Annotated in this window: 24 protein-coding genes; 10 read left to right on the top strand and 14 right to left on the bottom strand. The window is 55.4% G+C overall.

All coding sequences use genetic code 11. The features are described 5' to 3' along the window. Window positions 1–19 precede the first annotated feature (19 nt). Entirely contained in the window at window positions 20–1,093 is a 1,074-nt protein-coding gene (locus ACT3UM_RS09950; protein WP_498898331.1) for a TRAP transporter substrate-binding protein, read from the bottom strand. 205 nt (window positions 1,094–1,298) lie between these two features. On the opposite strand from ACT3UM_RS09950, the gene ACT3UM_RS09945 reads away from it, so the two are divergent. After that, entirely contained in the window at window positions 1,299–1,742 is a 444-nt protein-coding gene (locus tag ACT3UM_RS09945) for a MarR family winged helix-turn-helix transcriptional regulator (RefSeq protein WP_064234615.1), read from the top strand. Window positions 1,743–1,861: 119 nt separating this feature from the next. Next, window positions 1,862–2,296, top strand: a complete 435-nt coding sequence (locus tag ACT3UM_RS09940; RefSeq protein WP_498898328.1) for an organic hydroperoxide resistance protein — start codon at window positions 1,862–1,864, stop codon at window positions 2,294–2,296. A 15-nt stretch (window positions 2,297–2,311) separates the two neighbouring features. On the opposite strand, the gene ACT3UM_RS09935 is transcribed toward ACT3UM_RS09940, so the two are convergent. Further along, a complete protein-coding gene (locus ACT3UM_RS09935) occupies window positions 2,312–3,007 on the bottom strand; it encodes an aspartate/glutamate racemase family protein (protein ID WP_498898326.1) in 696 nt (231 codons plus the stop codon). 105 nt (window positions 3,008–3,112) lie between these two features. Between ACT3UM_RS09935 and yghU the strand changes: the two genes are divergently transcribed. Next, the gene (gene yghU, locus ACT3UM_RS09930; RefSeq protein ID WP_498898324.1) at window positions 3,113–3,985 is read left to right on the top strand and encodes a glutathione-dependent disulfide-bond oxidoreductase; all 873 of its coding nucleotides are present in this window, start codon (window positions 3,113–3,115) and stop codon (window positions 3,983–3,985) included. A 99-nt stretch (window positions 3,986–4,084) separates the two neighbouring features. Here the strand turns inward: yghU and ACT3UM_RS09925 are convergent, their stop codons facing one another. The 11 genes from ACT3UM_RS09925 to ACT3UM_RS09875 all read right to left on the bottom strand — a co-directional run bounded on the left by ACT3UM_RS09925 (window position 4,085) and on the right by ACT3UM_RS09875 (window position 15,479). Next, complete coding sequence (locus ACT3UM_RS09925; protein ID WP_498898322.1) at window positions 4,085–4,402, bottom strand: DUF6693 family protein; 318 nt, start codon at window positions 4,400–4,402, stop codon at window positions 4,085–4,087. Between the two features lie 110 nt (window positions 4,403–4,512). Then, window positions 4,513–5,502, bottom strand: a complete 990-nt coding sequence (locus tag ACT3UM_RS09920) for a lipid A deacylase LpxR family protein (RefSeq protein ID WP_498898320.1) — start codon at window positions 5,500–5,502, stop codon at window positions 4,513–4,515. 250 nt (window positions 5,503–5,752) lie between these two features. Then, window positions 5,753–6,292: a YaeQ family protein gene (locus ACT3UM_RS09915; RefSeq protein WP_035559495.1), complete on the bottom strand. Its 540-nt coding sequence runs from the start codon at window positions 6,290–6,292 to the stop codon at window positions 5,753–5,755. Between the two features lie 69 nt (window positions 6,293–6,361). Then, a complete protein-coding gene (locus ACT3UM_RS09910) occupies window positions 6,362–7,051 on the bottom strand; it encodes a glutathione S-transferase family protein (RefSeq protein WP_498898319.1) in 690 nt (229 codons plus the stop codon). Window positions 7,052–7,102: 51 nt separating this feature from the next. After that, on the bottom strand, window positions 7,103–7,720 hold the full coding sequence (locus tag ACT3UM_RS09905; protein ID WP_498898317.1) for a LysE family translocator: 618 nt from the start codon (window positions 7,718–7,720) through the stop codon (window positions 7,103–7,105). A gap of 118 nt (window positions 7,721–7,838) precedes the next feature. Continuing rightward, window positions 7,839–8,612, bottom strand: coding sequence for an enoyl-CoA hydratase/isomerase family protein (locus tag ACT3UM_RS09900; RefSeq protein WP_035577456.1), 774 nt, complete (start codon window positions 8,610–8,612; stop codon window positions 7,839–7,841). Between the two features lie 116 nt (window positions 8,613–8,728). Further along, entirely contained in the window at window positions 8,729–9,577 is an 849-nt protein-coding gene (locus tag ACT3UM_RS09895; protein ID WP_498898315.1) for a 3-hydroxybutyryl-CoA dehydrogenase, read from the bottom strand. 36 nt (window positions 9,578–9,613) lie between these two features. After that, window positions 9,614–11,245, bottom strand: coding sequence for an acyl-CoA synthetase (locus ACT3UM_RS09890; protein ID WP_498898313.1), 1,632 nt, complete (start codon window positions 11,243–11,245; stop codon window positions 9,614–9,616). Window positions 11,246–11,368: 123 nt separating this feature from the next. Further along, complete coding sequence (locus ACT3UM_RS09885; RefSeq protein ID WP_498898311.1) at window positions 11,369–13,156, bottom strand: acyl-CoA dehydrogenase; 1,788 nt, start codon at window positions 13,154–13,156, stop codon at window positions 11,369–11,371. A gap of 123 nt (window positions 13,157–13,279) precedes the next feature. Further along, window positions 13,280–14,653: an MFS transporter gene (locus ACT3UM_RS09880; RefSeq protein WP_498898309.1), complete on the bottom strand. Its 1,374-nt coding sequence runs from the start codon at window positions 14,651–14,653 to the stop codon at window positions 13,280–13,282. A 181-nt stretch (window positions 14,654–14,834) separates the two neighbouring features. Next, on the bottom strand, window positions 14,835–15,479 hold the full coding sequence (locus ACT3UM_RS09875; RefSeq protein WP_498898307.1) for a class I SAM-dependent methyltransferase: 645 nt from the start codon (window positions 15,477–15,479) through the stop codon (window positions 14,835–14,837). A 40-nt stretch (window positions 15,480–15,519) separates the two neighbouring features. Between ACT3UM_RS09875 and ACT3UM_RS09870 the strand changes: the two genes are divergently transcribed. The 4 genes from ACT3UM_RS09870 to ACT3UM_RS09855 all read left to right on the top strand — a co-directional run bounded on the left by ACT3UM_RS09870 (window position 15,520) and on the right by ACT3UM_RS09855 (window position 17,704). Next, window positions 15,520–15,903, top strand: coding sequence for a VOC family protein (locus tag ACT3UM_RS09870; protein ID WP_280106077.1), 384 nt, complete (start codon window positions 15,520–15,522; stop codon window positions 15,901–15,903). 109 nt (window positions 15,904–16,012) lie between these two features. Beyond that, window positions 16,013–16,402 carry a DUF4870 family protein gene (locus ACT3UM_RS09865; RefSeq protein WP_498898305.1) on the top strand — a complete coding sequence of 130 codons (390 nt, stop codon included), beginning with the start codon at window positions 16,013–16,015 and terminating at the stop codon, window positions 16,400–16,402. Window positions 16,403–16,404: 2 nt separating this feature from the next. Next, window positions 16,405–17,340, top strand: a complete 936-nt coding sequence (locus ACT3UM_RS09860; protein ID WP_498898303.1) for a lysophospholipid acyltransferase family protein — start codon at window positions 16,405–16,407, stop codon at window positions 17,338–17,340. Window positions 17,341–17,353: 13 nt separating this feature from the next. Further along, a complete protein-coding gene (locus tag ACT3UM_RS09855; RefSeq protein ID WP_498898411.1) occupies window positions 17,354–17,704 on the top strand; it encodes a DUF4870 family protein in 351 nt (116 codons plus the stop codon). A gap of 8 nt (window positions 17,705–17,712) precedes the next feature. On the opposite strand, the gene ACT3UM_RS09850 is transcribed toward ACT3UM_RS09855, so the two are convergent. Next, on the bottom strand, window positions 17,713–19,317 hold the full coding sequence (locus ACT3UM_RS09850) for a sulfatase-like hydrolase/transferase (RefSeq protein ID WP_498898301.1): 1,605 nt from the start codon (window positions 19,315–19,317) through the stop codon (window positions 17,713–17,715). Between the two features lie 357 nt (window positions 19,318–19,674). Here ACT3UM_RS09850 and ACT3UM_RS09845 point away from each other — a divergent pair, with 357 nt between their 5' ends. From ACT3UM_RS09845 to ACT3UM_RS09835, 3 genes are all read left to right on the top strand, one after another. Continuing rightward, window positions 19,675–21,120 (top strand): OpgD/OpgG family glucan biosynthesis protein, encoded by a 1,446-nt coding sequence (locus ACT3UM_RS09845; RefSeq protein WP_498898299.1) that lies wholly within the window; start codon window positions 19,675–19,677, stop codon window positions 21,118–21,120. A gap of 72 nt (window positions 21,121–21,192) precedes the next feature. Then, entirely contained in the window at window positions 21,193–21,975 is a 783-nt protein-coding gene (locus ACT3UM_RS09840) for an FkbM family methyltransferase (protein WP_498898297.1), read from the top strand. A gap of 33 nt (window positions 21,976–22,008) precedes the next feature. Next, entirely contained in the window at window positions 22,009–22,782 is a 774-nt protein-coding gene (locus ACT3UM_RS09835) for a creatininase family protein (RefSeq protein WP_498898295.1), read from the top strand. Window positions 22,783–22,787 lie beyond the last annotated feature (5 nt).

The raw sequence follows: 22,787 nt of genomic DNA, 5'->3' as shown, positions 1-22,787 counted from the left end.
CGTGCGCTAAACGTAAGGTTTAGTTGCTGCTCTCTTCAACAATCTTTTGAATGTCGGCGATCAGGTCTTCACCAATGCGCGGCGCCCACTCTTCGTATACCGGCTGAACGGCGTCTTGGAACGCGGCAAGCTGCTCGTCGTCCAGGCGGGTAATTTCCATACCACGCTCTGCCAGCTGGTCGCGAGACCAATCATCGTATTCAGCAGAGAGCTGAATTTCGTACGCTGCGGCCTGGCGCGCGGCTTCCTGCACAAGCGCTTGATACTCAGGTGCCATACGATCCCAGGTACGCTCGGAAAGCATCATGATAAAGGGAGTATAGACGTGACGCGTCTCGGTGCCGTAATCCTGCACTTCGTTAAAATTAGAGGTCAGGATAGTGCTCCAAGGGTTTTCCTGGCCATCAACAACGCCCTGCTCCATCGCGGAGAACAGTTCACCAAACGCCATTGGCGTGGGGTTGGCGCCCAAAGCTTCCCAAATTGCCAAGTGCACCGGGTTTTCCATAGTGCGAACGCTTAAACCGCGCACATCAAGACCGGCAACGTCGTCAGAGCTAGATACCGGGCGAGCGCTGTTAGAGAGCTGCCGATAGCCATTTTCAGAGAAGGCGAGTGCTTTCAGACCGGTACCTTCAAAGGCGTCCAGCATGCCCTGAGCCACATCGCTCTGCATGACCGCCACGGCAGCTTCACGGCTAGGCAGCAGGAAAGGCAGGTCGAAAGCCGCCAGCTCTTCTACGTAACCGGTAGCAGCTGAGCTGGATGGGTAGGTCATATCCAGCGTGCCAGTCTGCAGCATTTCCATCATTTGTACGTCGTCACCTAACTGGCTGTTAGGGAAGACGTTTACCGTGATGCGGCCGTCGGTGCGCTGCTCCAGAATCTCACCAAAGTATTGGCTGGACAGATATTGGGGTGAACTTTCCGCAAGACCAATGCCCATACGCAAAGTATGCGTACCGTGATCGCCGACGATGTCGCCTTTGATCTCAGGTGGATCAGAGAGCTCTGGGCTCTGGGCGTGAGCCATACCCAATGTCAGCGTGGTCGCGCCGACGAAGGTCAGTGTGTTGCGCCAAATAGCGGTCATAGCGTTATCTCCAAATACTCATTGTTGTTTATAGCGAACTTAAAGGCCGGAACTTGTTACCGGTAACATTCAGTAAGCGAAGGCTAGCCACCTGCCCTGTGCGTGTCAAAACAAAACTACCAACTTACGACCAACGTCTAGGGATAGCCACTTACTGTTTCCCGCGCTACATTAGGCGACGTATTTCGAATCGGAACCCATACTTGTGCAACCATCTTGTAGCGAATTAGAGCTCGATCACCAGCTTTGCTTTGCGCTCTATTCAACCTCGTTGATGATGACCAAAGTTTATAAACCCCTGCTCAAAGAGCTTGGGCTTACCTACCCGCAATATCTGGCCATGCTGGTATTGTGGCAAAACGATGGCATCACAGTAGGCACTATGAGTAAGCGCCTACTAACTGACCCTGGCTCACTGACGCCGCTGCTCAAGCGTCTTGAAGCCGATCAGTTGTTGAATCGCAAACGCAGCCATGAAGACGAACGTGTGGTAGAGCTTTATCTCACTGATAAAGGAAAAGCATTGCGCGAACAGGCGTACCATATTCCTAGCTGTGTCGTGCATGCCAGCGAGCAGTCAATTGAGGCACTGACCACGCTGAAAGAAGATTTGGTGCAACTACGCGATAGCCTACAAAAAAACCAGTAGCCCTTCGTCGGCTATCGAAGGATTCAGCTTTTATTTGCCATTTATATTGCGCACAAAATAAAGCTGCGCTAAATTAAAGATGCAAGTTCATAATTATTAAAGCTAACAGGAGATTCACAATGACGACGACCACTATCGAGAACGTTGTTTACCGTGCCCATGCTACCGCTACGGGTGGCCGTGAAGGCCACGCCAAATCATCCGACGGAGCGCTGGACGTTAAACTCAGCACGCCTAAAGAACTGGGCGGTGCAGGCGGTGATGGCACCAACCCCGAGCAGCTGTTTGCCGCTGGCTACTCGGCCTGCTTTTTAGGCGCACTGAAGCACGTGGCCGGCCAGGAAAAAGTTAAGCTTCCCCAGGATACGAAGATTGATGGCCATGTGGGTATCGGCGCCATTCCGACCGGCTTTGGTATCGAAGTTGAGCTAAAAATCAGCCTGCCCGGTCTGGAGCAAGACGTTGTCCAGCAGTTGGTTGATAAAGCCCATGTTGTCTGCCCTTACTCCAACGCCACCCGTGGCAATATCAACGTCACCCTGACACTGGTCTAAGCGTTATTAGTTGGATTAATCACTGAGTGCCCACACCACTGCTTTCTGAGCATGCAGAGCGGTGGTGTCGTAAAGCGGCACTGAGGTATCGCGCTGGCTCACCAGCATGGCGATTTCGGTACAGCCTAAAATTACCGCCTGGGCTCCTTGGGCATGCAGTGAATCGATGATGGCCAAATAGCGCTGTCGTGAGTCATCTTCAATGCGGCCCTGGCAGAGCTCTTGGTAAATGATCTGATGAACGACATCGCGCTCGGCCTGATCCGGCACGACGACCTCAATGCCGAACTGTTCTTCTAAGCGGCCGGTATAAAAGTTCTGCTCCATGGTAAAGCGCGTACCTAATAAACCGACGCGCGTAATGCCGTCGGCATTGAGTTGTTCAGCAGTGGCATCGGCAATATGCAGCAACGGAATCGTAATCGCCTGTTCAATAGCGGGTGATACCTTGTGCATGGTGTTGGTGGCAATCAGCAGACAGTCGGCGCCCGCGCGCTCAACGCTTTGGGCGGCGCTGGCCAGTAGTTCACCAGCGGCGTTCCAGTCTCCCTGTTGCTGCAGTGCTTCGATTTCGGCAAAGTCGACGCTAACCATCACGATCTTAGCCGAATGAAAGCCACCCAGCGCTGCTTTTACGCCCTCATTTAAGGCTCGGTAGTAGCCTTGGGTAGATTCCCAGCTCATGCCGCCTAGCACACCAATAACACGCATCCGCCACCTCATTTGGGAAAATGAACTACTTTATTATCAGGCTAAGCACTAGCTAACCCTTGTAGCCGCTTTGTCACCGATAGAATATTTATAGCGAGGAAACTAATGAGCGACAACACCTATACTCCCCCGAGCGTTTGGAAATGGGAACCTGGCAACGGCGGTAAATTTGCCAACATCAATCGCCCCATAGCAGGTCCTACCCATGACAAGGCACTGCCGGTGGGCAAACATCCTTTACAGCTCTACTCGCTGGCCACACCCAACGGCGTCAAGGTCACCGTGATGCTGGAAGAGCTGCTGGAAAGAGGCGTAGCAGGCGCCGAGTACGACGCTTACCTGATTCAAATTGGCGAAGGCGATCAGTTCAGCAGCGGCTTTGTCGAGGTGAACCCCAACTCCAAAATCCCCGCACTCATGGATCACTCTACTCATCCACCTCAACGGGTATTTGAGTCCGGCGCTATCCTGCTTTACTTGGCTGAAAAGTTTGGCGAATTCTTACCCAGCGACCCGGCGAAACGTACCGAGTGCCTCTCCTGGCTGTTCTGGCAAATGGGCAGCGCCCCGATGCTAGGCGGTGGCTTTGGCCATTTTTACGCCTACGCGCCGGAGAAATATCAGTACCCGATTGACCGCTACACCATGGAAGTAAAGCGCCAGCTTGATGTACTTGACCGCCATTTGGCGGAAAACCGCTTTATGGCGGGCGATGAGTACACCATTGCCGACATGGCGATTCACCCTTGGTACGGCGCGCTGGTGAAAAATCGTGTCTATGAAGCGGCTGAATTCTTGGAAGCCCACACTTACAAGAACGTTCTACGCTGGACCGAAGAGATTGATGAGCGCCCAGCCGTTAAACGCGGTCGGATGGTCAACCGCTCCTTTGGCGAGCCCCATGAGCAGTTGCACGAACGCCATGATGCCAGCGACTTCGAGCTCAAAACGCAGGACAAACTGACTGCTAGCGAGTAAGTAGCCACCAATAAAAGGGCCTACGCTTGATCTCTCAACGTAGGCCCTCATGGATGCTAAACACGGGTTTGCTCTCTTTAACGCTATTCAACCCGCGAATTATTCAAAGCGCGAGTTATTCAAAGCATAGTTCCAAACCCGATAGAAGTAGAAAATATACCCTAAGCCAAAGGTGACCAGTGAAATCAGCATCCATAGGATGATGTGGCCGACATTGCTGAATAGATTGATATCGCAAACCATTTTTCGCTCGACGCCAGTGCTGGCATCAACAACCGACGTGCGATTAATGACGAACCGCGCAAACGAATAAGGGAAGAAAAATAGCGCTATGCCAAACGTGATAACACTCAGCACCACCCAAATAATGAGATGGCCCATAATATCGAGAATCGATAGGTCTGCTTTAATTTTCACAGGTTGCCCTTAGTATGCGTGGAAAGCGGCAGAGAGTAACACCGCAAGCCCCAAACGTTAATAAAAATTAGCGTAAGAAGGGTGTTCTGCAACGGCTACCTCTTTGCCATTTAGAAGCGCTTAGATAGCGTGATAGAACCAAATTTATCCTGTTCTTCTTGCCCATCAAACTCGCGTGAGCGCTGCACTACGGCGTAGGTCACCTGCCAATCTTCCCAGGCCAGCGCCAGCCCCGCTGAGACGTCTCCTACCCACTCTTTACGGTCAACCGAGTGGCTATTTCTGAATGTGTTGCCATCAAGCGTTAGGTTCTGCGCCATATAGTAGCCGTCTAGGCTGGCAAACAGGTACCACTGCCAGCCCTCTTTAGCGGTCATATGGTAGCGACTGCCGGGGTTTGGCGTCAGCGTAGGTATGCCGGGCGCCTCATCTCCCCAGCGAACGCTATACCCAGCACTTGCGTAGGTGTAGAGGTTGCCCAAAGCGGCGCTGACACTAGGGCCATGGGCAAACTGCTTGCCGATTAATGGGGAGCTGTGCCACCACTGGCGCCGCATGGCTACGTTGACGATCGCTTCATCGCCAAGCTGATTCTTCCAGCCATTGGGGCGATCACTATCGGTCACCCTGTGTACCTCACGCTGAATACTATCGGCAAGTGACGAGGGCCCAACCAAACCAATATCCAGATGCAGGTCAGTCGCTTGTCGCCAGCTCCCCATGGGCACATCTTCATAGAGCGATATACCGCCGTAAACAATCCCTGCGTAGGGGCGATCATCTTCGATCAACCCACGCTGCTCAATATTGTTGGGCGTATAAATTTGATGCACGAGCCGGAAAGCGGCCATATCAGCGTTGCCAATCAGGCTATCGGGCAAAGCAGTCGCCAGGCGCTGTGTCCAGCTTTGCGCTTCGGGTTCAAACGCCCAATTGAGCTCAAAACCGCTGGTAAAGTGGCCATCATCACTGCTGGCCATGCCATCATTTTCGTGCTTAATCGAGAGGACGCTATCGTTGGCCTGCGCCAGCGTCGACAGCAAGCTTACGACAGCCACTAGCGGGAATAGCTGCCATCGTAAAGGGGTCATTGCTTTCATTACTCGTTCCTTGAGATTTTTCTAGGGAGCGTTTTTGGAGGCTGCTTTTTGATGAACATCAACAAACATTGTTGATTGTATGTAATTGTGCAAAAAGATAGCAAGCATACTTTTGCAAATTTCTACACAAAAAGGCTAAGACACTAAAAATTAAGGATGGCTCATAGGCCACCCTTATGCTGTTGATTGCTTAGATTTATAGCGTAGTCGACTAGACGAAAGTTGGTAGGCTAATGATCAAGAATAATCACTATCTGTCACGCAGCAGCCACTGCGGGGTAATTTCATGCTGACCGTTTTCATCGGTAATAAACAGCGAGCCTTCGCTGATCATTACCGCCCAATTGATAGCCCTTGGCAAATCTTTAGCGATGGTTGCGAGCGCCTCTTGGGGCAGCCCCGCCACGTGCACATTTTTCAGCGATGCCACATTGGCGAGTACTTTGCTCTCCCATAGGTCTACCCGGCCGTAGGCTAGCAGCGTCACGCGCTCGGCCCGGCGCGAGCACCAGGTGATACGCTCAGCATCCGGCAAGCCTACTTCAATCCAATGCAGCAAACGCCCATCTAAGCTTTTCTCCCATAGCGCTGGCTCGTCCACATCGGAAAGCCCGCGCCCGAAGGCCAGCGTTTCGCTGTACCACAGCACATAAGCCAGTAAGCGGGCGGTCATGCGCTCTTCGGTCTCTGAGGGATGACGAGCCACGGTAAAGCGCAGCGTTTCATATACCCCGCGATCCAGGTCGGTCAGATTAATATCAACTTTGTAGGGCGTTGCGCTAAGAGCCATGGACGTTTCCAAACGAAATTTGCGTCAGTGTACCCGATGCTGGGTACCCCTGGTGAATTGCCAAGTGGGTTAAAGTTTACGGTGATCAGCTATTGCTTGGCCATTTTTCAGCGTATCAGTCTCATGCATGGGCTCGCGCCAGGGCTCCTCAAGCGCGGCTTGATACCAGGCTTGCATGGCAGGCAGTGCTAATAAGTGCTCAACATACGCCTGGGAAGCGTCACTGAGCGGTAAGTTGAACGTCTGCACGCGAAACGCCACGGGCGCATAAAACGCATCGACCGCAGTGAAGCCTTTGCCTGCTAAAAACGGCCCGCCAAAGCGTTCAAGCCCCTGCTGCCATAGCGTATCCAGGCGAGCCACGTCGGCTTTGAGCTTGGCCGACAAGCTATTTAACGCCACTCGCATGCCACAGTTCATTGAGCATTCGTCACGCAGAGCACTAAACCCGCTGTGCATTTCGGCAGTAGCTGAGCGCGCCCAGGCGCGGGCGCCCTTATCGCTCGGCCAGACGTTAGGGTATTGCTCAGCCAGATACTCGACAATCGCCAAGGAGTCCCATACCGCCAGCTCGTCATCCACTAAACAAGGCACTAAGCCCGAGGGTGAAAAGCGGATAAAGGTGTCGTGGCTCGCACCGGTGCCCCCTTCAAAGGGCATTAGATGCTCGTTAAACGGAATTTCCAGTGCCTCCATCAGCACCCAAGGGCGCAGCGACCAGGACGAGTAATTCTTGTTGGCAATATACAAATCAAACATGCAGCGCTCCTTATATGAGGGTAAACAATTCGCTGGTTTGGGCAGGCATCCTTAACGCGCTACTTGCGCCAGCGTGTTACCGCCCAGCCCCATTAATACGCCACCGCCAATGCGCTGAATCAGCCGGGAAGAGCCGTGGGATTTTTGTAGCCATTTACGTAAGGGGCTCGCCAGTAGCACCACCACGACATCCGCAGATGAAAACAGCACATTGGTGGCAATCCCTAGCCAGAGCAGTTGCCAGGCCACCGGCATCGCGCTTTCGGGCTGCACAAACTGGGGCAGAAAAGCGACAAAGAAGAGCGCTGTTTTAGGGTTGAGCACTTCCACTAGAAAGCTATCGCGCAGCACGCGTTTAGTGGTGGCCAACGGAACTTCATCGCCTTGGGCACGGATACCCTGTTGCCATAGGCGCAGCCCCATCCACAGCAAGTAAAGCCCACCGATAATTTTCATGGCGATATAGGCAGGCGGAATCGCCGCAAACAGCAGCGCCAGGCCAAGAGCGGCGGCAATAACGTGGACATAGCAGCCTATATGCACTCCCAGAACCGCTAACCACCCTGCTCGTCGGCCACGCCCTAGGGTTTGCGCTGCGGTGTATAGCATCGCAGGCCCTGGAAGATAGGCAAAACCAAGCGCGGCGAAGATAAATGCGACCCATTGCATCGTGGCAACTCCGAAGAGATTAGTAGTAAGAAGCCTTTGAGAATAAAACGGGGGTGGCGCAAGCGCCACCCCCTAAATAAGCAAAACTGGAACGAATAAAGCTGTAATTAATAAAAGCCTAGAAGTTAGCTTTACGCTTCTCGATAAAGGCCGACATGCCCTCTTTCTGCTCGTTACCGGCAAAGCAGAAGGCGAACAGGCTGGTTTCCAGCGCTAGCGCGCTGTCCAGGTCTTGATCTAACCCGTCGTGAACAGCTTGCTTGGCGCCACGCACCGATTGCGGGCCGTTACCCTTGAGCTGCTTGGTTAACTCTTCAACGTAGTTTTCTAGCTCCGCTTGCGGCATTACCCGGTTCACCAAACCGATACGTAGCGCCTCTTGGGCGTCGATTTTGCGCCCGGTGGTGACCAGATCAATCGCCATGGCAGGCCCGACGCGGCGTGGCAGGCGTTGTGTACCCCCAAAGCCAGGAATGACGCCCAGCAGCACTTCCGGCTGACCGAAGACGGCGTTCTCGCTGGCTACCGCCCAGTCGCAGGCCAGCGCCAGTTCGCAGCCGCCGCCAAGGCAAAACCCGTTCACCAGCGCGACCACCGGCACGGGCAGTGTCTCTAGGCGTTTAATGGTACGCAGCGCCTGGCTGGCAAAGGCCCGCGCCTCTTCTGGCGTTTTATCACGCATTTCGGTGATATCAGCACCGGCTACGAAGGACTTCTCGCCCGCGCCGGTAATCACTACACCGCGTAGGCTGGGGTGAGATTCAAGTTCTACTAAGTGCGCTTCCAGCGCGGCAAGCACTTCACTGTTAAGGGCATTTAGCGCTTTAGGACGATTGATGGTCAGCTGTACCATCCCATCATTATCAACCTTCTCGATGACTGCTTCGCTCATAGCGGACTCCTTATTTGATTTGTTATTGAACATTAAGTGAACACCACCCAACCCTAGCGAACGCTTGGTTGAGTGGCAATGACTTCTTTACGCCACGCGCTTTACGTCAGCGCAAGCTAATCGTAGTGATAAAAACCACGCCCGCTTTTACGCCCTAGGTAGCCCGCTGCAACCATGCGTTTGAGCAAGGGGCAAGGGCGATATTTGGGGTCGCCAAAGCCCTCTTGAAGCACCTCCATAATCGCCAGGCAGACATCCAGGCCGATCAAGTCCGCCAGCGCTAACGGCCCCATGGGGTGAGCCGCGCCGAGCTTCATGGCGTTATCAACCGCTTCAGGGGTCGCGGTGCCTTCCTGCACGATAAACGCGGCTTCGTTGATCATGGGCACCAACAAGCGATTGACCGCAAAACCCGGGGCATCGCCAACCGGCACGGCGGTTTTGCCCAGCGCCGTAGCGAGCGTTTCAATTTCAGCCACGGTCGCGTCCGAGGTCTGCTCCGCACGAATGACTTCCACAAGCTTGAGCACCGGCACCGGATTAAAGAAGTGCATACCCACTACGCGCTCGGGGTGCTCGCACACTGCCGCTAGACGGGTGAGTGATAGCGAAGAAGTGTTGGAGGCCAGAATGGCGGTACTGCTCAACTGGCTGAGGTCACGAAACAGCTTCTCTTTGAGTTCGGGTTGTTCTGGGGCTGCTTCGATAATCACCGCGCAGTCGCTTAGCGCGTCCAGCTCGGTGGTGGTGGAGAGTCGTGCCAGCGCGGCGTCTTTATCCGCCTCGCTAAGCTTGTCTTTAGTGACGAGCTTGCCCAAGCCTCTATCGATATTCGCTTTAGCACGGCCTAGCTGCTCCTCGGCCACATCGTAAAGGCGCACGTGAAAGCCACTGGCAATCGCCACTTGGGCAATCCCCTGCCCCATGGTGCCTGCGCCTACAACGCCAATAAGTTGGTCGCTCATACACTCTCTCCTCTATCGATTATCAACATTAGGCGATTATCCATGCTGCTTGGCTTCTTCGCGCAAAACGAATTTTTGGATCTTGCCCGTTGAGGTTTTCGGCAGCTCGCTGAAGATGACCGTTTTGGGGACTTTGTAGCCCGCCAGGTGTTCGCGACAGTGGGCGATAATATCCGCCTCGGTGACTTCGCCATAACCGACTTTAAGCTTCACAAAGGCACAGGGCGTCTCCCCCCACTTCTCATCAGGTTTGGCCACTACCGCCGCCTCTTCAACCGCAGGATGGCCGTAAATCGCGTCTTCTACTTCAATGGTGGAGATATTTTCACCGCCGGAAATAATAATGTCCTTGGAGCGGTCTTTAATCTCGATATAACCATCCGTGTGCCACACCGCCAAATCGCCGGTGTGATACCAGCCACCGGCCAGTGCCTGTTCGGTGGCCTCAGAATTCTTTAAGTATCCTTTCATGACATTGTTGCCGCGCATCAGTATCTCGCCCATGGTTTTGCCATCTTTGGGGACGGGCTCCATGGTCAGCGGATCGGCAACGCAGAGCGCTTCGAGCATATGGTAGCGCACGCCCTGGCGGGCCTTGATTTTGGCCCGCGCTTCAATGGGTAGTTCATCCCACGCCTCACGCCAGGCGCACACCGTTACCGGGCCGTATACTTCGGTCAGGCCGTATACGTGGGTGACCTCAATGCCTAGCTTTTCGACCCCTGAAATCACTGAGGCTGGCGGCGCAGCACCGGCGGTGGTCACTTTCACAGGGTGATTAAACTCGCATTTGTCTTCAGCCGGTAGATTCACCAGGCCATTAAGAATAATCGGCGCCCCGCTGAAGTGGGTGACCTTTTCATCGGCGATCAACTGCATGATCTTTTTGGGATCAACGCGGCGAAGGCAGACATTCACCCCGGCGTTGGCGGCAATCGTCCAGGGAAAGCACCAGCCGTTGCAGTGGAACATCGGCAGCGTCCACAGGTAGATCGGGTGGTGGGGCATTGCCCACTCCATGATATTGCTCACCGCATTGAGATAAGCGCCGCGGTGGTGATAAACCACGCCCTTGGGCTTGCCGGTGGTGCCAGAAGTGTAGTTGAGCGAGATCGCATCCCACTCATCGGCAGGCAGTTGATAGGCAAAGTCAGCGTCGCCCTCGTTAAGCAACGCCTCATACTCAATTTCCCCGATGCCCTGAGCCTCGCCAAGAAACTCGCTGTCAGCCACATCAATGATCAGCGGCTTATGCTCTAGCTTGGCAACCGCTTGTTGGATGACCTCGGCAAATTCGGGGTCGACCAGAATAGCTTTCGCCTCGCCGTGCTCGAGCATATAGCTGATCGCCTCGGCATCCAGGCGAATATTCAGCGTGTTTAATACACAGCCAGCCAGCGGTACACCGAAGTGCGCTTCAAACATGGCGGGAATATTGGGCAGCATCGCCGCGACGGTTTGGCCCGGCTGAATGCCCCGCTTTTCGAGTGCAGAGGCAAGCTGGAGGCAGCGCTCCCAGGTCTCGCCCCAGCTGCGCCGCGTACTGCCATGCACCACCGCAGGGTAGTCGGGATAGATCGACGCCGAACGCTCAATAAACGTCAGCGGGGAAAGGGGTACATGGTTGGCTACGGTTTTGGGTAAGCCTTGCTCGAAAATAGCGGTCATGGTCGGCTCCTGGCATTGTGGAAATCGTTGTTATTAAAAGCGATCGTTTTAAATAGTCGTTTTGATCGTTTGGAAACAACACCGCCGCCTCAAGGGGCGGCGGCGCGAAGCTAAACATTAGCGTTAATGAACCTCAAAATCGCTTAAACACTGTATACCCGCCTCAATCACGGCGCGCTGAGCACGGCCTACCGGCAGCCATTGAGTGATCGCAAATTCGGCGCTGCGCATCTTGGCCGTATAGAAGGGATCATCGCTGCCGTTGTTAAGGGCTGCTTGGGCACTAAGCGCCGCCTGACCCATTTGCCATGCACACAGCACGTGACCTGCCAAAGTGAGAAACGGTGTGGCGTAGGCCTGCACCGCATCCGCACCGTTGTCAGGATCGCTGCCTTGTTCCAGCACCATCGCTTGGGCGGCTTTTAAATCTTTCAAACCTGCGTCCAAGCCGCGGCCCAACGCTTTAAGTGCCGGGTCGGCGTTTAACTGCTCCACGGTGGCGGCAACCTCATGCAATAGTGCAGTGAGCGCTTCGCCGTTGTCGCGCTGGAGTTTACGGCCTGCCAAATCGAGCGCCTGGATACCATTCGTGCCTTCATAGATGGGGGCAATGCGCGCATCGCGCAGCAGTTGGGCGGCGCCGGTCTCTTCCACGTAGCCCATCCCACCGTGTACCTGAATCCCCATGGAGGCGATGTCTACCGCTTGATCGGTAGAAAAGCTTTTGATCACCGGAATAAGAATATCGGCGCAGGCTTGGGCAGCCTGGCGAGCATCGTTACTTTCAGCGTGGCGGGCAGTATCCAGCTCGGCGGCGCAGTACAACGCCAGGGCACGCAGCGCATCGGTGCGTGAGCGCATGGAGAGCAGCATACGGCGCACGTCTAAATGATCGCTGATGGTGCATTCAGCGCCGCCCCGCGTTTTTGGAGAGCGCCCCTGACGACGCTCCAGCGCGTAGGCAAAGGCGTGCTGGCAGGCGCGTTCGGCCACGCCAATGCCCTGAATACCGACTTTGTGACGCGCTTCGTTCATCATGGTGAACATATGGTTCAGGCCACGCCCCTCTTCACCGACTAAATAGCCAATGGCGCCACCATTTTCGCCAAAGCTTAGGGTGCAGGTAGGCGAGCCATGAATGCCCAACTTGTGCTCAATTGAGGCGCAGGTGACGTCGTTTCGCTCACCCAGAGAGCCGTCGTCGTTAACTAGAAACTTGGGCACCAGAAACAGCGAGATGCCTTTGTTGCCTTCCGGTGCGTCAGGCTTGCGGGCCAGTACCAGATGGATAATGTTTTCGGCGGCGTCGTGCTCGCCCCAGGTGATATAGATCTTCTGACCACTGATGCGGTAGTGGTCGTTTTCAGGTACGGCGCGGGTGCGCACTTGGGAGAGGTCCGAGCCCGCTTGGGATTCGGTAAGGTTCATGGTGCCCGTCCAGGTACCTTCCACCAGCTTGGGCAAGTAAGTCGCTTTTAATTCATCGCTGCCGTGGTGGGCCAGCGCCTCAATGGCTCCGGCGGTCAGCATAGGGCAGAGCCCTAGCGCCATATTGGCGCCGTGAAGCATCTCTTGAACGGCGCTGGCGACGACTTCAGGCAGGTTCTGACCGCCCAACGCCTCGGAGACGCCAATCCCGTTCCAGCCACCGTCGACATACGCCTGATAAGCCGCCGCGAAGCCTTCCGGGGTCGTTACACTGCCATCGGTAAGGCGCTTAGCTCCCTGGTGATCACCACTCTTATTGAGCGGGGCCCAGACGTCGCCGGCTAGCTTTGCGGCCTCTTCAAGCACCGCCTCGACCAAATCCGGCGTGGCTTCTTCAAAGCCCGGCAGGCTGAGCGAACGGTGCGCTAATAGCTCTTCAAGTACAAAGCGCAAATCGCGTACCGGTGCGGCGTAAACATTCATGGCGAACCTCGGGCTGAAAATTAAACAATTGTTTGAAAGTATGCCCTAGATAGTAGTAATACTCTCTCACGTGCACCATTAGCCCAAGGTATCACCCGCTACCAATAACGTCTCCACTCGGTTTTATTTTCGCTCATTTGCTTGCTCCACATCATCATAGTAGGTGATATGGCTTTCATCTTCTGCGGGCGGCCCCACCACCGGTTCGGCGGCGTCAACGTCCCATACGGCATCGGACAGGTCCTCCAAGTGCTCATGCTCCAGCGCGCCCTGCATCAACTCTTCGGTCACCACCAGCTCAGCACCTGCAGCGGTCATCGGCGTCGTAGGCGTAAACGGCGCCACGGGCACCGGCGCTGGGCGCACGCTGCGGCGCCAGGAGAAGAACATTAAGAAGAATAGGCTGAGTGAACCGAAAGCCCAGAACAGGCCCGCATCGCCCATCACGGTCATCACCGGGGAGATCATTAGCGGGCTGATCGTGGCGCCAATGGAGTTGATCAGCAGTAGCCCCTGACTCATGCGCACGAGTGCCCCTGCGGGAGCACGGTCGGCGGCGTGACTCACTGCCACCGGGTAAAGCGCGAACACACCACCGCCGAGCAAGAACAGCAGCAGCGCCAGCAGTGGCGTCGAGAGCGGCAGCCAAAGCATCGCCGCGGAGATAAGCACACAGAAACCGCTAATACCGATCAGCACCATTTGCCGATCATGGCGATCCGACCAGCGGCCAATCGGGTACTGGAGCAGCATGGCCCCCATAATCACCACGGCCATCATCTGCCCAACCTGGCTGACACTCATGCCATTTCGCTGTAGGTAGAGTGGCAGTAGCGTATACGCCGCGGCAACCACCATTCCAGAGCCTAAGCTGCCCATTACACCAGTGGGCGTCAGGGTAATCAGGCGATGCGGAGGAAGCGGTTCGGCATGTTCCATAATTGGCGATACGCGTGGAATCATCGCCATGGGCAGCACAGAGAGCGAGGCCAGCAGGCCAATCACCATAAAGGGCGCGTTGACGCCCATAGCGTTGGTTACCCCCAGCAGCAGCTGACCCAACACACCAGCGGCATAGAGCGAAATCATATACAGCGCCAGCAGGCGGCCACGGACTTTTTGATCACCGGAGGTGAGTAGCCAGCTCTCAATAACGAGATAAACCCCTACCGTGGCCCAACCGCCAATTAGACGCAGTACAAACCAGGCCCAGGGGTCGAAGAACAATCCCTGCAGCAGCACCGTGACGGCCACCAATGAGGCAAAACTGCCGTAGGCGCGAATATGGCCAATGCGCAGCAGCAGGCGGTCATTCACCATTGCGCCTAAGGCCAAGCCGATAAAATAAGCCGACGAGACAATGCCGATGACCGTGGCCGACTCACCGGCGGCATCCAGACGCACAGTAATTAAGGTGGCGAGAAAACCGTTGCCAATCCCGAGAATAAAGAGCCCTAACAGGGGCGCCAGCGCCATGGCTAGCAGTTGCCGCGACATGAAAACCTCGTCTTGCCTAAAAATGGTGAAAACAGGGGCTGAAAACAGACGTGAAAACGCTGACAAATGTGTTCACAGGAACCGTTATCTCACCTGGCACATCGAGTCAGGCAGGAAATAGCGGCGCGCAATTATTGCCCTCAAGCGGGCAAAGTCAATGCTTTTCTAACGTTACAATTATTCACCTTAGCGCTTTGCATAGAATAACGGTGTCGGACCCAGGAAATTCCACTACTAAATTATTCTTTTGTGCCCACCAACGAAAGGTCTTCTCACTAAAAAAGCTGATATGCGTGGGGTCGCTAATATAGTGCCAGCGGGCAAAAGCCTCCGGCGAGGCGACGCGCTTGGTCATCAGCCCCAGATAGCCGCCTGGTGCAAGTTGAGCCACTAATTGAGTGAGCACCTGGCCAGGCTGCGACAAGTGCTCAACTACTTCTGTTGCGGTGATAAAATCAAACGTCTGGGTGAGAACCGAGGCATCAGGGGCATAAAAAGGGTCGTAGATGGCCATCGGGAAGCCCTGCTCGGCGAACATCACCGACAGCGCTGGCCCCGGCCCAGAGCCAAAATCGAGGCCGCGGGCATTCGCTGCAAGCTTCGCTAACAGCGGGGTAAATAAACGCCCTAAAAAGCGTCGGTATCCCGTATCATGCGGCGAGTTTTGATGTTTATCGTATTCGGCCTTTTCTGCAGCAGCGCTCAAATGATGCTCGGGGGGGACAAATACCAGCTCGCACGTGGCACACTGGTAGTAGTCACGACGCCTATCCTGGTGGTAGAGCGCAGTAGTGGATTCCGCGCATAGCGGGCAGCGACGCATCATCGTATTCTCTGGTTTATCGTTAGGTATTAAGGAAGGTGGCATGCTATCAGGTCTGGATCATCTTGTTGTTACCGTGACCGACATGGGTCGCGCAGTCGATTTTTACTCTCGTGTTCTTGGCTTAGACGTCCGCTATCGCGATGCGCAACGGGTCGATTTAATGCTCGGAGATACGGCGTTACGCCTGCATCAAACCGATACCGACATTGCCCCCATTTCAGCAACGCCTACGCCTGGCAGTCTGGATCTATGCCTGCGTTGCCAATTGCCGCTGGATGAGTTCAAGCAGCATTTGGATGCCCTGGCGATTGAGGTTGAGCTGGGCCCAGTCGCCCGCCAAGGCGCCAATGGGCCGATCGAGTCGATCTACCTACGCGACCCAGACGGCAACTTGCTAGAGGTTTGCCGCCCCGCCTCACGCTAAGTCTAATGAATTAAGGTATTATATATCGCGCTTAAACAGCGCTCACTGAAATTAGCTAGGCATTATCAGCAGCTACTGCACTTATACAGATTTATCGAAAGGAAACGTTATGCTTAATAACGAAAGTGATTCCCCACTCGCAGGCAACGTCGTCAGCGAAGAGCAACAATCTCAGCCCGACACCACCATGGCCATGGTGATCTACGCGCTCTATCTGGCCAGTTTTATTCTTGGCTTTACGTCGATTATTGGTGTGGTCATTGCTTATGTCTATAAAGGCAAAGGCCCTACGTGGTTGGACGAACACTACCGCTACCAGATTCGCACCTTTTGGATAGGGTTGGTGTACGGTATTATTTTCTCGATATTGCTCTTTGCAGTGATCGGTTTCCCGCTTTTGCTGGCGCTAGCCGTTTGGTTCATTATTCGCTGCGTTAAAGGCTTCAAAGGACTACAAGAGAAACGCGCGCCTTCCAACGTAGACACTTGGTTGATTTAACGATGGCACCACAGGGGGCTAAAAAAAGTAGGCGCTTTTCCAAAGCCAGCGCCATCAGTTGGCTATGGCGTCAACTTTCACGCTGGCCGCTTACACGTCTATGGTGGATTGCATCGGGACTCGGCCCCCTGGTTTACCGTTTTAATAAGCGTGAACGTGAGGTGACTGAGCGCAACCTAAACGTTGTTTACTCTCGCCTCTCTGGTTTAGAACGTAAGACCCTTGCCCAGCACAGCTTGCGCCACTCAACGGCCACGATGTTAGAGCTGGGCCATGCCTGGATGGCAGAATCTCATAAAGTAGACGCCAGCATTTTAGCGGTATATGGCCGCGACAAACTCGATAACGCCCGCACCGAAGGCCGCGGCGTGATTGTGCTTGCCCCGCATTTCGGCAATTGGGAGGTGCTTAACTTTTGGCTATCGAGCCATTTCCCTTTCACCGCCATGTACGAGCCACCCAAAATTACTGCCCTTGATCCTGTGATTCGTCATGGCCGCGAGCGCATGGGAGCAAGCCTTGTTCCCACCACCCCACGCGGTGTGGCGGCGCTGCTTAAAGCGCTGAAACGCAGCGAGGCGATTGGCATACTCCCTGACCAGGAACCCGACTGGGGCAGCGGCGTTTTTGCGCCGTTCTTTGGTCGCGAGGCCTACACCGCCACCCTGCTACCGAAACTGGTCGCCCGGACTCAGGCACGCGTGGTCACCGGCGTTGCGCTACGTATCCCTGGTCAAGGATTTGAAATACATTTTTTGGATGCCGACGAACGGGTCTATAGCGACGATGATGTGAAGTCTGCCACCGGTGTAAATGCCAGCGTGGAGGCCGCGATCAACTTGGCGCCTGCGCAGTATCAGTGGGAATACAAACGTTACCGCAAAGTGGTGCAAGAGCAGCAAAACCTCGCCAATTTTCGCGACTATCGTCTTTACTAACAAGGGCTTACTGATAATGCAAAACGACCTATCGGGCGATGAAACACGCCCACCGCAGATTATTTACGCGCTTTACCTAGCGGGCATCGTCACTGCTAATATCACCCTGCTGATCGGCGTGGTGATTGCTTATGTTTACCGCAAAGAAGCGGCGCCCTGGCTGCAGCAACACTACCGTTACCTGATACGCACCTTCTGGATCGGTACGCTGTATGCCTGCATCGCCTTTCTACTCAGCATCGTGATTGTTGGCACCATACTCTGGCCGCTGCTAGCGGTATGGTTGGGGGTGCGCTGCGTGCTCGGCTGGATCAGTGTGCGCAAGGGCCAACCCCCTGCACGTCCCGCCAGTTGGCTGTGGTAATTCGCTCGTCACTCATCGTTATCGCTGTCGTCAACATCCGTTAACTCACCAAAATCAGCCTGCAACCAGTGGCGAAGTTGGCTCATCCTGGGCGCAGTACTCGCCTGTTCGAGCGCAGGCAGGGTGCCGGGAACGAAGCCGCGCTTTATAAAAGGCGCCAATAGTGCCGGGTCACCGCTGATAATATGCACCGGGACGGCCGCGCTGGCCTCGTCGCCGGTAATCAACGGCGCGGCCTGATGGTCGCCCAGCACAATCATCAGGGTATTATCATCCACTACGCGTTCAGCCCAGCGGCCAGTGACTTTCACAGCGTAGTCAACAGACCAGGCATAGTGATCGCGAATACGCTCCACCTCCTGCCACAATACTTCGGGCGGATCACCTGCGTCTTCCCAGGGGGCGAAAATACCTCCATCACCAATGGACGACCAATCATCCAGTACCGGCAGGATCGGCGTCCAGGGGGCATGACTGGAGATCAGTGCCAATTGGGCAAACACCGGCGTCTCGCCTAGCAAGTAACGCTGGGTGTAATCGAGGGTGAATTGATCCGGCATGGTGACCCAGTTCAGTGCGGGCCCGGCGTAGGCGATATCTCTCGCTGCGGCAATTTCATCGAAACCATAGGCCTCCCCTTCAGGCCACGCCATGGTAATGGCGGGCATCACAGCAAGGGTGCGTTGGCCGGTAGCGCGAAAATCATCGATTAACGTCGAGTGACCACTGTCTAACATCAACTGATACCACAGCTGATTATCGATCCAGCGGCCACTGAGGGCCGTCGCATGGGCCAGCCAGGACTGCCCACCGCTAATCGGCGACGCCATCAGACCAGAAACCACGTGGAGGTCACGCTCGCCTAACCGCTGCTGCATCTCAGCTAAAGTAGGCAGCAGAACCTCTGCATAGCGTGGTTTTTCCAGCGCCGAGATACCGTAGGACTCAATAAAGGTGAGCAGTACGTTGCGGCCCTCAAGCCCCGGTAGCGGCTGGGCTTCCAACGGTGCGGCTTCCAGCTGGGCGGTAAAGGCGAGGCGTGCAGCGTGGGTATCGGTCATTTGCTGCCACTGAAAGCGCGTAGTGTTCACCATCGGCAACCGCGCGCTATCGACCAGCCGCACCCCATTGAGTTCAAGCGCCGCGCAGGTGGTGGCAATAACCAGCAGCGTTAATGCGGCCGCTCCAGGCAGCCGTTTGATCGAGTAAGCGATAGGTGGAAGCAGCAGGCGCGCCAGACCCAGGGTAATGGCGATTAGCACGGCCGCTCCTACCAGCATTGCGCAAACTGCCAACAGTTGGCCTACATTACCTACTAATAGGTGATAAATTGAGCGCAGCAAAGGTACGTCAAGATAGAGATTAAGTGGCCGGGCAAAGGCCATGTGGGTGGCGGCAGTGCCAAGATTCGCGGCGGTTGCCAGCATCACCCAACTGACCAGCCCAATCGCCACGATGCGGCGCGCTTTTCCAGCGGGAAGCAGTAGCATGAGTGGCGTGATGATCAGCGCCTCCCAAGCGAGCAGGTGTGTACTGATATCGCCAAAGCGCCACCAAAGTGGCACGATGAGTAGGAGATTCAGCATTAGCAGCGTTAGTAATAATCGACTCATTGCACCCTCTGTGTGCCTGCTTTAGCGAACAGTTTCAAAGATATAACCTTTAGTCTCAAAGCAAAGCTGTACCCAGTCGCAAGACAAGAGAGCAAGGAATAAGGCTGCTGAAAAACACAACAATCATGTACTATAATATTTTATCGTATAGTTATTGTGTAAAAATTTCACGCTTTGCTTGATCATGCGTTTTGCAGGCCTTCACCGGAAAGGATTTCGCGTATGCGTTGTAACTATTTTGCTAGAAAGCTGGTTGCTAGAAGGCTGGTTGGTAGGTGGCGGGCCGATAAATGGATAGTTTTACTCAGTTGCACGCTAGCCTTACCGGCGCTTGCCGAAGACGATCAACATTTCAGCATGGTCATTGAACGCGCCCAACAGCTGGCCGAAGAAGCTTATCAAGCCCCGGAAGAAACACTGCCCCAGGTGTTACGGGATCTTAACTACGATACCTACCGGCAAATCCGTTTTAACCCAGAACACGCCTACTGGAAAGATGAGAGCCCCTTTAGCTTGCAGCTATTTCACAGCGGCTTTCTGTTTCAAACCCCGATTACCTTGAACGTTATCGACAACGATACGGTAGCGCCGCTGCCCTTTTCAGCACAGGATTATACCTACGATGGCAATGCCGCGACGCTGAAAGAGCAAGACTTAACCGGCAGCGGCCACGCAGGGTTTCGTCTTCACTACCCCCTTAACAGCAACGAATACGACGATGAGTTTGGCGTGTTTCTCGGCGCCAGTTATTTTCGCATCGTTGGGCAGGGACAGGCTTACGGGCTTTCGACCCGGGGGCTGGCGATCGATACCGCCTCCCCTGAAGGCGAAGAGTTCCCAGCATTCCGCGAGTTTTGGCTGTATAAACCCGACGCTGATGCCAAACAGATTGAGCTGTTGGCGTTAATGGACAGCCCTTCAGTTAGCGGAGCCTACCGGTTTATCATCCAACCCGGCGAAAACACCCAGGTTGAAGTAGAAGCCGAACTATTTGCCCGGGAAGATATTGCCAAGCTTGGCGTCGCCCCGCTCACCAGTATGTTCACTTACGGTGAAGCAAGCCGCGAACGGCCGGACGATTTTCGCCCCCAGGTGCACGACTCCGACGGTCTGCTGATGCATACCGGCAGCGGCGAATGGATCTGGCGCCCGCTGAGCAACCCGGCTCACTTACATACATCGGCCTTTATCGACGACTCTCCCCAAGGCTTTGGTTTGATGCAGCGGGAGCGTGACTTTAATCGCTATTTGGACACCGAAGCCCAGTACCACCGCCGCCCCAGCCAGTGGGTTGTCCCGCTGGATAAGTGGGGACCGGGTCACGTGGAGCTAGTCGAGATTCCTACCCCCGATGAGACCCACGACAATATCGTCGCCTATTGGGTCGCGGACGACACGCTAGATGCAGGCGAGTCCCGCCGCCTGCACTACCTCACCCATACGCTGAATACCCAGCCTGACGCGCATAACCTTGGCCGTGCCATTCGCACTCGTCATGGCAGCGCAGGCGTGCCGGGGCAAGCGGACTCCCCTTCACAAGATCAACGCCAATTTATCGTCGATTTTCAGGGCGGAGCGTTAGCGGATATTAGCGCCGACCAGCCCGTGGAGTTAGCTATCAGTTCCCAACCCGGTGAGGTTCTGTTGCCTCAGGTCACCGCGTTACCTGACGACAATGGCTGGCGGGCTAGTTTCCGGCTGCCCGCTAGCGACCAGCCCAGTGATGTTCGCCTAAGGCTCACCTTAAACGGAGAACCGATTAGCGAAACCTGGAATTACGTGTGGTATCCCGATGACCAATAGCACTGATAAAGCACTCCCTATATCGCCAGCGTCTGTGCGGATAAAGGCACGCCCATTCAGAGAGCCCAGCTAATGCGGCGCATGGCACTGCAACGGCTGCGTAGCGCGGGTGGGCTAGCCCGCTCGCTGTTTATTTATTGGCGGCCGGGGCGCCAGCGGGGGCTAAAACGACTTTATCAACCGTTTATTCAGCCCGGCAATATCGCTTTTGATATTGGCGCCCACCTAGGTGACCGCAGCACGGCTTTTCATGCGCTGGGCGCCAGGGTGGTGGCGTTAGAGCCCCAGCCCGACCTCGCCAAGTGGTTTAAACGCCTGGTGAAGCCGCCGACTATCACCCTGCTGCCAGTGGCGGCTGGCCCAACGGCGGGCTTCGCCGAGATCGCGATTAGCCCCAGTAACCCAACCCTCGCCACGCTTGCCACCGAATGGCGTGAGCAGATTGGCCAACGCAACCCAGGTTTTAGCCAAGTACGCTGGGAACAACAATTACGCGTGCCGGTGACCACGCTGGATGCGTTAATTGACGAGTACGGCGAACCTAGCTTTATCAAAATCGACGTTGAGGGTTTTGAAGCGGAGGTTCTAGCCGGGCTAAGCTGCCCGGTGGCGGCGCTTTCGGTGGAGTTTGTAGGCGGTACATTAGAGGTAAGTCACGCCTGCGTGAGCCATTTAAGCCGCCTTGGCGAGTACCGTTATAATGTGGTGGCCGGTGAGCAGCGGCAATTCCGCTGGGCCGAGTGGCAAACGCCGCAAGCGATTAGCGAGTGGCTAAGTGCAGGGGCCGAAGACCTGCCCTCTGGGGATCTTTACGCCTGTCGCTCAGACCATCCGCTGCTGTTGAATTTACTTTGATTATTTTGAATACCCCTATAGGCACGTCACGCAATGATTCACCACTGGCAAACCCTGACCGCTCCACAGTTAGCCGAATTCGCTCAGCACGACCCGGTAGCGGTACTGGTACTCGGCGCCATTGAACAGCACGGCACTCACCTCCCGCTAGCCACCGACCTGACCATTGGCGAGGGACTGCAGGCCGCTATGCTGAAGGAGCTAGATCCGAACCTGAACGTTATCTGCCTACCACCGATTGCGGTCGGAGCCAGCGACGAGCATGCCAGTTTTCCCGGCACACTCAGCCTGCCCGCTCCGCTGGCGATTGCCACCCTAGAAGCCTACGGCGACAGTTTAGCCAGGGCAGGCATTCGCCGCCTGGTGCTGCTTAACAGCCACGGCGGCAATAAAGCGGTGATGGATCTAGCGGGGTTAACCCTGCGGCGGCGGCATGCCATGCGCGTGGTCAAGGCCACCTATACCCGCCTACCGCCTTTGGAAGCGGCTATTGATGCCGACGAATTGCGCTACGGTTTGCACGGTGGACTGCTCGAAACCGCGATGATGCGCTATTTAGCCCCCACTCTGGTACAGCTAGACGGCTACCAAGCGGCACCGCCCGCGGCGCCCCAAGGTGATGCATTAGTCAGTGCCGAAGGGGCCGCAGCATTTGCTTGGTTGGCGGAAGACCTGAGTGCCCAGGGCGTGGCCGGGGATGCCAGCCACGCCAGCGCTGAATTAGGCGAGCGGTTGGTGCAGCACTATGCTCGTCAGTTAGCGGCAGTGGTGACAGAAACCGCCCACCTACCGCCACTGACCAACTAAAACCG

This window comes from Halomonas sp. AOP13-D3-9, from assembly GCF_052379125.1.
Taxonomy (GTDB): Bacteria; Pseudomonadota; Gammaproteobacteria; order Pseudomonadales; family Halomonadaceae; genus Vreelandella.
Note: the sequence above shows the minus strand (reverse complement) of the source record. Positions and strands in the feature narration are given on the sequence as shown.

What these genes read in the sequence shown, in the direction of transcription:
- ACT3UM_RS09950 (WP_498898331.1), bottom strand. Translation starts at nt 1,093, where the DNA reads ATGACCGCTATTTGGCGCAACACACTGACCTTCGTCGGCGCGACCACG.
- ACT3UM_RS09940 (WP_498898328.1), top strand. Translation starts at nt 1,862, where the DNA reads ATGACGACGACCACTATCGAGAACGTTGTTTACCGTGCCCATGCTACC.
- ACT3UM_RS09935 (WP_498898326.1), bottom strand. Translation starts at nt 3,007, where the DNA reads ATGCGTGTTATTGGTGTGCTAGGCGGCATGAGCTGGGAATCTACCCAA.
- yghU (WP_498898324.1), top strand. Translation starts at nt 3,113, where the DNA reads ATGAGCGACAACACCTATACTCCCCCGAGCGTTTGGAAATGGGAACCT.
- ACT3UM_RS09920 (WP_498898320.1), bottom strand. Translation starts at nt 5,502, where the DNA reads ATGAAAGCAATGACCCCTTTACGATGGCAGCTATTCCCGCTAGTGGCT.
- ACT3UM_RS09915 (WP_035559495.1), bottom strand. Translation starts at nt 6,292, where the DNA reads ATGGCTCTTAGCGCAACGCCCTACAAAGTTGATATTAATCTGACCGAC.
- ACT3UM_RS09910 (WP_498898319.1), bottom strand. Translation starts at nt 7,051, where the DNA reads ATGTTTGATTTGTATATTGCCAACAAGAATTACTCGTCCTGGTCGCTG.
- ACT3UM_RS09905 (WP_498898317.1), bottom strand. Translation starts at nt 7,720, where the DNA reads ATGCAATGGGTCGCATTTATCTTCGCCGCGCTTGGTTTTGCCTATCTT.
- ACT3UM_RS09900 (WP_035577456.1), bottom strand. Translation starts at nt 8,612, where the DNA reads ATGAGCGAAGCAGTCATCGAGAAGGTTGATAATGATGGGATGGTACAG.
- ACT3UM_RS09895 (WP_498898315.1), bottom strand. Translation starts at nt 9,577, where the DNA reads ATGAGCGACCAACTTATTGGCGTTGTAGGCGCAGGCACCATGGGGCAG.
- ACT3UM_RS09890 (WP_498898313.1), bottom strand. Translation starts at nt 11,245, where the DNA reads ATGACCGCTATTTTCGAGCAAGGCTTACCCAAAACCGTAGCCAACCAT.
- ACT3UM_RS09885 (WP_498898311.1), bottom strand. Translation starts at nt 13,156, where the DNA reads ATGAATGTTTACGCCGCACCGGTACGCGATTTGCGCTTTGTACTTGAA.
- ACT3UM_RS09880 (WP_498898309.1), bottom strand. Translation starts at nt 14,653, where the DNA reads ATGTCGCGGCAACTGCTAGCCATGGCGCTGGCGCCCCTGTTAGGGCTC.
- ACT3UM_RS09875 (WP_498898307.1), bottom strand. Translation starts at nt 15,479, where the DNA reads ATGATGCGTCGCTGCCCGCTATGCGCGGAATCCACTACTGCGCTCTAC.
- ACT3UM_RS09870 (WP_280106077.1), top strand. Translation starts at nt 15,520, where the DNA reads ATGCTATCAGGTCTGGATCATCTTGTTGTTACCGTGACCGACATGGGT.
- ACT3UM_RS09865 (WP_498898305.1), top strand. Translation starts at nt 16,013, where the DNA reads ATGCTTAATAACGAAAGTGATTCCCCACTCGCAGGCAACGTCGTCAGC.
- ACT3UM_RS09860 (WP_498898303.1), top strand. Translation starts at nt 16,405, where the DNA reads ATGGCACCACAGGGGGCTAAAAAAAGTAGGCGCTTTTCCAAAGCCAGC.
- ACT3UM_RS09850 (WP_498898301.1), bottom strand. Translation starts at nt 19,317, where the DNA reads ATGAGTCGATTATTACTAACGCTGCTAATGCTGAATCTCCTACTCATC.
- ACT3UM_RS09845 (WP_498898299.1), top strand. Translation starts at nt 19,675, where the DNA reads ATGGTCATTGAACGCGCCCAACAGCTGGCCGAAGAAGCTTATCAAGCC.
- ACT3UM_RS09840 (WP_498898297.1), top strand. Translation starts at nt 21,193, where the DNA reads ATGCGGCGCATGGCACTGCAACGGCTGCGTAGCGCGGGTGGGCTAGCC.
- ACT3UM_RS09835 (WP_498898295.1), top strand. Translation starts at nt 22,009, where the DNA reads ATGATTCACCACTGGCAAACCCTGACCGCTCCACAGTTAGCCGAATTC.